General features: G+C 72.2%; 9 protein-coding genes. 6 read left to right on the forward strand and 3 right to left on the reverse strand.

Annotation, left to right across the window (positions count from 1 at the left end; translation table 11 throughout):
• Positions 1 to 542: 542 nt before the first annotated feature.
• Both ETD85_RS55525 and ETD85_RS55530 read left to right on the forward strand, forming a co-directional pair.
• Positions 543 to 1,142 (forward strand): TIGR03086 family metal-binding protein, encoded by a 600-nt coding sequence (locus ETD85_RS55525; RefSeq protein ID WP_138697917.1) that lies wholly within the window; start codon positions 543 to 545, stop codon positions 1,140 to 1,142.
• A gap of 322 nt (positions 1,143 to 1,464) precedes the next feature.
• Positions 1,465 to 2,346 (forward strand): LLM class F420-dependent oxidoreductase, encoded by an 882-nt coding sequence (locus tag ETD85_RS55530; protein WP_138697918.1) that lies wholly within the window; start codon positions 1,465 to 1,467, stop codon positions 2,344 to 2,346.
• A 404-nt stretch (positions 2,347 to 2,750) separates the two neighbouring features.
• Here ETD85_RS55530 and ETD85_RS55535 read toward each other — a convergent pair whose 3' ends face one another.
• The gene (locus ETD85_RS55535; protein ID WP_138697919.1) at positions 2,751 to 3,521 is read right to left on the reverse strand and encodes a hypothetical protein; all 771 of its coding nucleotides are present in this window, start codon (positions 3,519 to 3,521) and stop codon (positions 2,751 to 2,753) included.
• Positions 3,522 to 4,031: 510 nt separating this feature from the next.
• On the opposite strand from ETD85_RS55535, the gene ETD85_RS55540 reads away from it, so the two are divergent.
• On the forward strand, positions 4,032 to 4,496 hold the full coding sequence (locus ETD85_RS55540) for a proteasome activator (protein WP_138697920.1): 465 nt from the start codon (positions 4,032 to 4,034) through the stop codon (positions 4,494 to 4,496).
• 192 nt (positions 4,497 to 4,688) lie between these two features.
• Here the strand turns inward: ETD85_RS55540 and ETD85_RS55545 are convergent, their stop codons facing one another.
• Complete coding sequence (locus tag ETD85_RS55545; RefSeq protein WP_138697921.1) at positions 4,689 to 5,825, reverse strand: endonuclease/exonuclease/phosphatase family protein; 1,137 nt, start codon at positions 5,823 to 5,825, stop codon at positions 4,689 to 4,691.
• Positions 5,826 to 6,095: 270 nt separating this feature from the next.
• Between ETD85_RS55545 and ETD85_RS55550 the strand changes: the two genes are divergently transcribed.
• The 3 genes from ETD85_RS55550 (at position 6,096) to ETD85_RS55560 (ending at position 8,509) form a co-directional block, all read left to right on the forward strand.
• Complete coding sequence (locus ETD85_RS55550) at positions 6,096 to 6,821, forward strand: helix-turn-helix transcriptional regulator (protein ID WP_240780047.1); 726 nt, start codon at positions 6,096 to 6,098, stop codon at positions 6,819 to 6,821.
• A 114-nt stretch (positions 6,822 to 6,935) separates the two neighbouring features.
• Positions 6,936 to 7,475, forward strand: a complete 540-nt coding sequence (locus ETD85_RS55555) for a hypothetical protein (RefSeq protein ID WP_206059498.1) — start codon at positions 6,936 to 6,938, stop codon at positions 7,473 to 7,475.
• A 167-nt stretch (positions 7,476 to 7,642) separates the two neighbouring features.
• Positions 7,643 to 8,509 (forward strand): alpha/beta fold hydrolase, encoded by an 867-nt coding sequence (locus tag ETD85_RS55560; RefSeq protein ID WP_138697923.1) that lies wholly within the window; start codon positions 7,643 to 7,645, stop codon positions 8,507 to 8,509.
• On the opposite strand, the gene ETD85_RS55565 is transcribed toward ETD85_RS55560, so the two are convergent.
• Entirely contained in the window at positions 8,481 to 9,887 is a 1,407-nt protein-coding gene (locus tag ETD85_RS55565) for a hypothetical protein (protein WP_240780048.1), read from the reverse strand. The two genes, ETD85_RS55560 and ETD85_RS55565, sit on opposite strands and share 29 nt — an antisense overlap.
• Positions 9,888 to 10,206: the final 319 nt, after the last annotated feature.

Raw genomic sequence — 10,206 nt, forward strand, 5'->3', positions numbered from 1 at the left:
GGAGATGTGTAGAAGAGACAGTCCGGGTTGGCTGTCCCGGGTTGGCTGTCCGGGTTGGCCGTTCGGGACGGCCACGGGGTTGGCTCGCCCCTCGGCGGTCGCCCGCGCTGATCGCTCGCGTCCGCCCATCTACGACGCCCGTCCATCTACGACGCCCTCCGCCCGCGCCGAGCGGGTGCAGGCGGCCTGCGGCCGGTTGACGGCGGCGCGCGGAGGTCGGGCGGGCACGCTCTTCGCGAGCACCGCTCGCCCCGCCCTACCCAGGGTCGCCACCCACAGTGACCGGCACCTGGTCGAGGCGCGATCCAGGCGACGAGGGACGCCCTGGCGTGGCACGGGCACAGAGCGCGCCATGGGCGGCGGCCCATCATCTCCCAGCCCGACGAAGCCACGCTCATCCGGTTGGCGCAGGGCGGGGGACGCGGCGCCGACCTTGAGCGACGACTGCGCTTCAACGGGATCCCGCGTGCTGCGACTCGCTGGAGGTCCGTTATCGTCTGTCAGTTCGATCAATGGACTCCCGAGTACGACAGGACGATGCCATGCCCGATCTCATCGAACTGAGCAGGCGGTCCGTGCAGGCCACCGCCGACCTGGTGGCCACGATCAAGCCCGCCGACCTGGACCGGCCCACGCCCTGCGCCGGCTGGGCGTTGCGCGACCTGCTGGAACACCAGATCGTCCAGAACCACGGCTTCGCCTTCGCCGCCACCGGCGAGCGGTCGGAGCTGGAGATGTGGCAGCCGAGACCGCTCGGCGACGACCCGGTGGCCGAGCACACGGCCTCGGTCCAGGCCGTGATCGACGCCTTCGCCGCCGACGGGGTGCTGGAGCGGCCCTTCCACCTGCCCGAGGTTCGCGACGGCGGTCCTTTCCCCGCGGCACAGGCGATCGGCTTCCACTTCATCGACTGCGTGGTGCACGGCTGGGACTTCGCCAAGACGCTCGGCGTGCCGCCCAACGTGGACGCCGACCTGGCTGAGGCGGCATTGCCGCTGACCGCGCAGGTGCCCGACACGCCGGGGACCCGCGGCCCAGGCCGGGCGTTCCTGACCGGGGTGGCGGCGGGCGACGGGGCAACGGCGCTGGACCGGGTGGTGGCGATGCTCGGCCGCTCACCGGCTTGGACCCCACCGGCCTGAGCGGCTCACCCGCCTGGACCTCACGGAGGTTGAGCGGTTCGCCTGCCTGGACCTCGCGGGGGTTGAGCGGTTCGCCTGCCTGGACCTCGCGGGGGTTGAGCGGTTCGCCTGCCTGGACCTCACGGGGGTTGAACGGTTCGCCTGCCTGGACTTCACGGGGTTGAGCTTGGCGCCGGCCGGGCGTTCCCGACCGGCTCGGCGCGGGCTGGGGGAGCGCCGCGCTGAGCCGGCAAGGGAGTTGACCTAGAGCGCGCTCAAGGTCTTAGTGTCGTCTCAACCGGCCACTCGACCGGTGTAGGTCTCATGGCGGAAGGAGGCCGGCATGAAGCTCGGCGTCCACATGATGCGGTTCGATCACCCCCAGGGTACGGATGTGCTCGGGCTGGAGCTGGCCGCTGCCGGTGCGGCGGCTGAAGCGGCGGGCGTGAGCTGGCTGTCGGTCATGGACCACTACTTCCAGATGGAGCACGTCGGCGGCCCCGAGGAGCCGATGCTGGAGTGCTACACCGCCCTGGGCTATCTGGCCGCCCACACCTCGACCGTACGGCTCGGCGTGCTCGTCACCGGCGTGACCTATCGCCACCCGGGCCTGCTGGCGAAGATCGTGACCACGCTGGACGTCCTGTCCGGCGGCCGGGCCACGCTGGGCCTCGGGGCGGCCTGGTACGACCGCGAGCACCACGGGCTCGGCGTGCCCTTCCCGCCGCTCGCCGAGCGCTTCGAGCGGCTGGAGGAGACGCTGCGCATCTGCCGGCAGATGTGGGACCCCGCTGACGACGGGCCCTTCGAGGGCGCCCACTACCGCCTCGCCGAGACCCGGTGCGTACCGGGCCCGGTGAGCACCCCGTACCCGGAGATCATGATCGGCGGCGGTGGCGAGCGCAAGACGCTGCGGCTGGTGGCCCGCTACGGCGACGCGTGCAACTTCATCGGCCCCTCCCACGCGGAGCTGGCGCACAAGCTCGACGTGCTGCGCGCCCACTGCGACGAGGCGGGGCGCGACTACGCCCGCATCCGCAAGACGGTGCTCTACCTGGGCGACGTGCTGACCGAGGACGACCTCAAGGTCTTCACCGAGGACGTGACCGAATACGCCAAGCTCGGCGTCGACACCGTGATCCTGCGGCCACCCACAGGGGCCGTGGCCGAGTGGATCGAGCGCGACGTCGCCCCCGCCGTCCGCCGCGTGGCCGACCTGGGCTGAGCCGGGTTCTTCTGGCGAGGGGAGCGTTCGGACGGCGAAGGTCGCGTTGCTGTCGCGGGTCAAGGCCCAGCACGGCAAGGGCGAGAAGCTGATCGCGGCGCTGCGGCCCCTGTTCGAGCAGGTCGAGGAGGAGCCGGGCACGCTGATCCAGGTTCTGCACCGGTCCGGGGACGACCCTGACCAGTTCTGGGTCCGAGCTCGACGCCGACGCCTTTGCCGCCCACCGGGACAACGACGAGATGGCCACGGCCGCACCGGCGCTGGGGGAGCTCATCGCTGACGCAGACTTCTGATGAGCGAGCCCGCCCGACCCCTGCGCGCGACCATCGACCCTTCGCAGCCCGCGACGCCCCCGCCCCGTGCGGGCCAAGGGCGTGGCGCGTTCGGCGCGGGAGGCGCGGGCGTCAACGTGTCAGGTGCCGGTCGGCCGGTGCGACGTCCTCCCTCGACTCCTCCGGCTCGTCCGCCCACGGGGGAGGAACGGCGGCGGGCGGCGAGGCCCCGGCGCTCACCTCGGGCTGGCTCAGGCTCGGCTCGGGCGAAGGAGAGCCGGAGACCGTGGCCGTGCTCGCCGGTGCGGGCGTCGCCGCCGGTGCGCCGGTCGGTGCCGTCGTCACCGTCGGGGTGCCGGCCGGGCTGGGGGACGCCTTCGCGGACGGAGTCGCGACCGGCTGCGTCGGCGGCATGCGTACGAGATGCTCCGGCTGCTTGTCCCGCCTGATCAGGGGCCGCTCTCGTTCGGCCTTCTTCTCGGGCTTGCCGGCGATCTGGTCGGCCACGGTACGGCCGGCCACGCCCTGGTAGGCAAGGATGCTCCCCATGCTCACGGCGAACACCAGCGCGGCCACGGCACTCACCCGCGCCCACGGCAGCCTCCCGCGCCGCGCCGCGGCCGGCCTCTCGACCAGCGTGGACGTCCCGCCGCGCGACTCGCCCGCGGCGACCTGCCCGCGCCGGGCGCTCACCGTGTGCTGCTTGACCTTGTCGCCGGTGCGTTTCAGATAGTGCGAGTAGACGGCGGTGCCCGCCGTGGTGCCGGCGCTCATCAGCGCGGCACCGATGACGGTGCCCGACACGCCGAGGTAGGAGGCCGCGACCGCGGCGGTCACCGCGGCCAGGGCGCTTCCCACGATCTGCGGCCCGGTCAGCTCGAGCTTCCGCTGCTCGCCGCTCATGCTCGGATCAATCCCATCTGAATAGGTACGTGGACAAGAAGCCGTACTCGTGAATCCGCCGGAGATGGACGCGGGAACCGCGTTCCCGAGCCACCAGCAAACGACCATGAACGACCGGACAGGGCGTGCATCGGAACCCGCCCGAAACGGGGGACAGCGCGGCGTACGGGGTCAGCGCGCAGTCGGGAAGGTGCGGAGCCGCACCACCGCGAAACCAGCCGACACCAGACACCCTCGCGGTGTTATCGATGGATTCATCGGCGTGAGTCTAAGTTCGTCGGCAGAAGTCCCCCGGCAGGCCCGCCGCCCACCAGGGCGTACCTTTGCCGCATCGCTCACAATCCTTGGCCAGGGACAGGTTTGCCCGCTGATCATGGCTTCCCGCGCCTCGGCAGCCGGGCTCGCGCGAGGACGCCGCTGTACCTGACGTGGGGCGTGAGGTGCGGATATACGGGGCAGGGTCCCTCGTGACCGCGCTTTCGAGCGCTCGGCAACCACGGGGACGCTGACATGACCGCAACACCCGGTCCGAACCGGCCGGACAGATTCGACGACGATGACGACGTCCAGCCCGAATCTCCGAACCCGACGATGGAAACCGAGGTCGAACGCATCAGGGAGCCCGCCAGGCTGCTGCGGGTGACCGCCATGGCCCGCTCGCTCCTCGACGAGGCTCGAGGGCTGCCTCTCGACGAGCATGCCCGCGTTCAGCTGGGGCGCATTCACGCGCGGGCGGTGGAGGAGATCGCGGAGGCGGTGGCGCCCGAGCTCCGGGACGAGCTCGCCCGCCTCCTGCCGCCGCCGTCCAGCCCGCTCAGCCAGACGGAGATCCGGATCGTGCACGCCCAACTGGTCGGGTGGCTCGACGGCATCTTCCAGGGGATCCGGACCGGGCTGAGCCTCCAGGCCGTCCGCCCCGACCTGCAAGGGCCGCCCCCGCCCTCGGCCGGCCCCGACGCCGGCCCTTACCTCTGACCGCCCCACACGCCCCTACGCCGGACAGCGCGTCACGCCCTTGAGCCGGACGGTGCCGCTCATCCGAGTCCATCAAGCGCCCCGCTCGTCCGGGCCGCTCGTCCGCACTGCTCGTTCAGGTCGCTCGTCCGCGCCGATCGCGAGCACAGATCGCAAGGACGGATCGCGAGGGCCGTTCGAACGGGACGGGCTCTACGGCTGGACTCGCAGGTCGGCGAAGAGCGCGCGATGGTCGGACCCCGGCAGGTCGTGCACCTGTACGTCCACTGCCCAGGCCCGGGTGTCGGTCAGCACGTGGTCGATGGCCACCAGCGGCGGCAGCCCACGCCCTTTCGGCCAGGTCGGCACGAGCCCCTCCCCGGTGGCCGCCGCCGCGTCCGTGTAACCGGTGGACAGCAGCTGCCGGAAGACGGCGTGATCGAGGGTCGCGTTGAAGTCGCCCGCGAGGATCCGCGGCGGCCCCGTAGCGGGTGCGGGCGGCAGCGTGGCGATCCCGGCCTCCCACTCCGGCACCGTCGAGGGCACAGGCGCGACCGGGTGCACCACCACGACCTCCACGGCCGACCCGCCGGGCACGGCGACCTCGGCCACCGGCATGTGGTGCCCGACCGGCTGGAACAACCCGGTTTTCACGCTCAGGGGATAGCGGGCGTACACACCGCTGCCCTCAGGGCCGCGGAACTCCGGCTCGCTGATCTGGTACGGCAGCAGCGTCGCCAGCCCGGCCGCCGCCAGCCGATCACGGGCCGACCACGTCAGCTCCTGCACGCTGAATACGTCGATGTTCAACCTGCGCACCAGGTCGACGATGACCGTCGCGTCCCCACGCCCACCGTTGAGATTGGCGGTCAGCATCCGCAGGCTCCGCGCCCCAGCGGCGGTCGGCGCCTCCGCGACCTGCCCACCAACGGCGGAGGTCTCCGCGTTCTGTCCGCTGGCGGCGGACGCCGCCGTGGGGAGCGTGGCGGCAGACGCTCCTGAGAGCCGGCCGTCGCCGGCCGGTGACCCCGCCGATGCGGCGGGGGCGGTGCTGCCTATTGCGCGGGGCAGCACGCACCAGGCGAGGCAGACGCACACCGCCAGCATGATCGCGATCGCCACCCGATGCCGCATCGCGACCGTGATCGCCAGCACGATCAGCGCCGCGATCGCGAAATAAGGCGTGAAGGCGACCATCGGCACCAGGAACACGCCTTGTTCCAGCCCGCCGACCCGCATCGCCGTCCCCAGCGCCAACAGCCCGGCCACCCCGACGACCAGGCGCCCGGCCCACACCCGGCGGCGCCGCCGCACCGGCCGCGCCGTCTTCGCTTCCTCTTGCACCAGCACGGCCGCCAACCTAGACGGTCATCCTTAAACGCAGATGAGGATGGCGGGCTCCGGGCTCTCTTTTATCGCGGCACGCGACCCCGCCAGGCATCCCGCCGGCCGGCGCTTCCCGCGACGCCGCGTACGCCACCCAACCGTCACTGCGGCCGAGTTCGCGCGGCACTTCGCCGAGCACGGCCTGGCCGGCCGGCTCCGGACTACGTGCCCGCAGTCTCCGCACCTTCGCCGGCCTGGGAAACTGGGTGGGGACCTGATCGGCGAAGGAGGCGTGTGGACGAGAGCCTGTCGTTGGCCCAGCTCGCCCACCGGCTGGAAGAGGTTGTGGGCGAGCTGCGCGGCATCCCCGTGGACGTTGAGCGGCTGGAGGACAACGAGCTCGTCCGCCGCCAGATCGCGCAGGCCGCCGGCTCGGCTCGCGAGCTGCGCGCCATGCATCCGGTGGGTTCGACGGAGAAGGCCCGTGACGAGCAGAAGAGCCGGCGCAGGGTGCTCGACGCGCTCCGGGACGGCCTGGCGATGCGTACGATCATCCATGCGAGCATGCTCGACGACCCGGCCAAGGCGGCCCGGATCAGGGAGCTGCACGCGGCCGGTGACCTGCACCGGGTCGTCGACGAGCCGATCCAGCAGCTGCTCGTCTTCGACCGGACGGTGGCCTTTCTCCGGGTCACGCCCGTCGCGTACGCGCCCGGCGCCCTGGTGATCAGGCAGCAGAGCCTGATCACCACGTTCATCGACCTGTTCGAGCAGACCTGGGCCAGGGCCAGGGAGGTCACCGAGCCGATCCACCGGCTCTCGGCGCGCGAGCGAGAGGTGCTCGCGCTGATCGCGGAAGGACGGTCCAACCTCGCCGTCGCCCGCGCCCTGTCGATCACGGAGGCGGCCGTCGGCAAGCATGTGGCCAGCGTGTTCGGCAAGCTGGAGCTGCCCGCGACGGCGGATGACAACCGGCGGGTGCTGGCGGTGCTCGCCTACCTGCGCGGCACCGTGAGGTAAGGCCGTCCGACCTCGCTCTCGCCCTCGGTGAGGTAGGGCTGGGCCGACCTCGTTCTCGCCCCAGCACCCATGCGCGCGGACCGTCCCGTGCCATTAAATGCTGTCATGCAACGAATGACTGGATTGCTGATCGGCGCGATCTTCGGCGCGGTGTTCGTCATCGTCAACGCCCAGAGCCCGCTGAACGGCCTGACCGTGAACCTCCTGCGGATCGCCGCCGGCCTCGGGGCGGCGAGCGTCATCGCCATGTGGTTCGTCACCGCGCGGAGGGGGCGGCCCGCCGAGGGCGCGCGGCCTGCCGAGGGCGCGCGGCCGAACATGTTCGGCAAGGGCTACCTGATCGTCGTGGCCGCCGAGGCGATCCTGCTGTTCGGCGGGGTCCGGCTGCTGTCCGCCCTGGGCAGCCCCGAGCAGGCCAACGTGGCGTGGGTGGCGTTCGTGGTCGGCGTGCACTTCATCGTGCTGGCGCCGATGTGGCGGGATCGGAGCATCGCCGTGCCCGGGGTGATCCTCTCCCTGCTCGGCGCCGCCGGGCTCGTGCTGGCCTCGGCGGGGGCGGTCACGTGGGTGCCGCTCGTCAGCGGGGTGCTGTCCGGAGCGGTGCTCCTGGCCGGCGCCGTCGCCTTCGGCTGGCGCACCGTGACGGCCGCCTGAGCCGGCGTAGGAGAGCATGTCTGAACAGGGGCAAAAGGGGATGCCCGAATCGGCGCAAGTGCCGCCTGAACGGGCGCAAGATGGGAGGGCTCGTAACGTGGCATGACCGATGAGTTTTGTCGCTCTCGCCGGTCTACCTAGCAAACATCCCGAGAAGGAGCGACCACATGACCGAGCCCAAGACCCACACCCTCGAAGTGCCCGGCGCGATCCTGCACTACGACGTCAGGGAGGCCGGAACGAGCGACGAGCCGATCCTGCTGATGATCGGCTCGCCGATGGACGCCACCGGCTTCGCCACCCTGGCGGGGCACTTCGGGGACCGTACGGTGGTGACCTACGACCCGCGTGGGATCGGGCGCAGCGAGCGGACCGACGGCGCCGCCGAGTCGACGCCCGACCTGCACGCCGACGACCTGGACCGGCTGATCGCCGCGCTCGGCGGCGGGCCGGTGGACATCTTCGCCAGCAGCGGGGGCGCGGTCAACGGGCTGGCGCTGGTGGCCCGCCACCCGGAGCGGGTCCGTACGCTGGTGGCGCACGAGCCCCCGGCCGCCCAGGCTCTCCCGGACCGGAAGGAGGCGCTGGCCGCGGTGGTGGACATGCGCGAGACGTACGACCGCGACGGGTTCGGCGCGGCGATGGCGAAGTTCATCGCGATCACCAGCCATCGGGGTGAGATCCCGGCCGACCTCGCCGAACTGCCCGTGCGGAGTCCGGCGGAGTTCGGGATGCCGACCGAGGACGACGGCTCCCGCGACGACGTGCTGTTCAGGCAGAACCTCATCAGCTGTACGCACTACGAGCACGACTTCGACGCGTTGCGCGCGGCGCGGACCCGCATCGTCATCGGCGTGGGCGCCGAATCGGAGGGGGAGATGGCCTGCCGCTCGGGCCTGGCGGTCGCCGAACGCCTCGGCACCGAGCCCGTGGTCTTCCCCAGCGGCCACGGCGGCTTCCTCGGCGGTGAGTTCGGCATGGCGGGCGACCCCGACGCCTTCGCCGTCACGCTGCGCCAGGTCCTGAACGGGTAGGGGCCCGCGGCGGGCTGGGCGGCCTCGGCGGGAAGAGCAGCGCGGCGGCGAGGCAGGCGACCGGGATCACGGGCAGCACGTATCGGTGGTCGAAGTCCAGGACGGCGACCGGGGCGACGAGCAGGCCCATCGCGATCGCCCACGGCAGCAGCGCGATACGCGGCCGCCGCACGGCGGCGGCCGCGCCGAGCAGCAGGATCGCGCCCAGCAGCGGTCCGCGCAGGTAGGCGACGTACTGGTAGGCGATCAGGAAGTCCGCGTACGGCCCGACCGGCGACATCGCGCGGATGCCGGGGTCGTACTCCTGCCGCACCTTGCCGATCAGCGGCTGGTCGGGCAGCGACCAGTGCCCGCGGCTGAAGCCGAAGGCCGGGGTGACGCGGGCCGGGTGGGCGATCGGAGTCCAGGAGAAGGCGATGGAGGTGTCGCGTACGACCTCGCGCAGATAGTCCAGCGGCTGGGCGGCGATCACGCGGAGCGCGAACGAGCGGGCGAGGTCGTTGTGCCGGAACCGGTCGCCGGGCAGCAGGTTGATCGAGGATCCGGGCGCCCACACGTATTCGGAGGCGGCGTCCACCACCGTGCCGTTGGGGCAGAGCACGGCCTGTTCCGGTGGCGGCTGGACGATCCGGCAGTCGGCGAAGGTCATCGTGCGCGCCCACAGCGCGACCCCGTCCGCGCCGCTCAGCGCGTACCGGCCGTGGTGCTGCCCGTACCAGGCGGCGTACGCGGCCAGGGGCAGCGTCCCCGCCAGGGCCAGCGCGGCCAGCCGCCGCCGGCCCGCGCGCCGCACCGCCAGGACGAGCAGGACGAGGAGGAGCAGCGGCAGCGCGATCGTACGGGTGAGCGCGGCGAGCGCGAACAGCAGGCCGGCCGCGACCGCGGCGCGGGCCGACAGCACCGGTGACCACATCAGCACGGCCAGCCCCGCCACGATGAGGAAGATGAACTGGGTGTCGGACAGGACGGCGTGCTCCAGCCGCAGGAACGAGGCGTCGAACAACCCCGGCACGGTCGCCAGCGCCGCACCCCAGCCGGGCAGCGACCTGCGGCGCAGCACCGCGTAGAGCATCACGGCGACGGCCAGGCCCATGGCGTGCTGGACCGCCGCGATCAGCTCGACGCTGTGGGCCGGCCACAGGGCCCTGAGCAGCAGCGGGTAGCCGCTCGGGTGGAACGTGGCCGAGGGCGCGAGGTGGACGGCGGTGTCCAGGTAGGTGAAGGAGTCGTACCAGTAGAGCTGGGCGGGGCGGTAGCCGAGCATCGTGACCACGCGAAGCGCGGCGGCCAGTGCGAGGAGCACGGCGAAGACACGGTGATCCGCGAGGACGGCGGCGCGTTGGCGCGATGGCAGGGCCGTCCGGAGGTCTGTGAGCACGCGGGATCCGATCGTCGTCGTAGGAGGTGGCCCGCGCATGCGGAACAGAGCACATGGCGGGTGATGGGGTTGCGCGGCCAGGCGCGCTCGCGCCGGTACAGGGGGTCAGACGCTTCCGCCGGGCGGGGCCGGCAGCCTCCGGAGACTTCCGAGAGCCTTCGGGAGGTTACGGAGGCAGCAGGCAGGCGGTCAGGCGCTCGTCTCTCCGACGCGAGCGCGAGGGCGAGGGCGAGGGCGAAGGCAAGGGCAAGGGCAAGGGCGAAGGCAAGGGCAAGGGCAGGAGTGGAGGCGGGGCGAGGGTGGCAGCGGGAGCCAGGGC

It is taken from the genome of Nonomuraea zeae, assembly GCF_005889725.1.
Taxonomy (GTDB): domain Bacteria; phylum Actinomycetota; class Actinomycetes; order Streptosporangiales; family Streptosporangiaceae; genus Nonomuraea; species Nonomuraea zeae.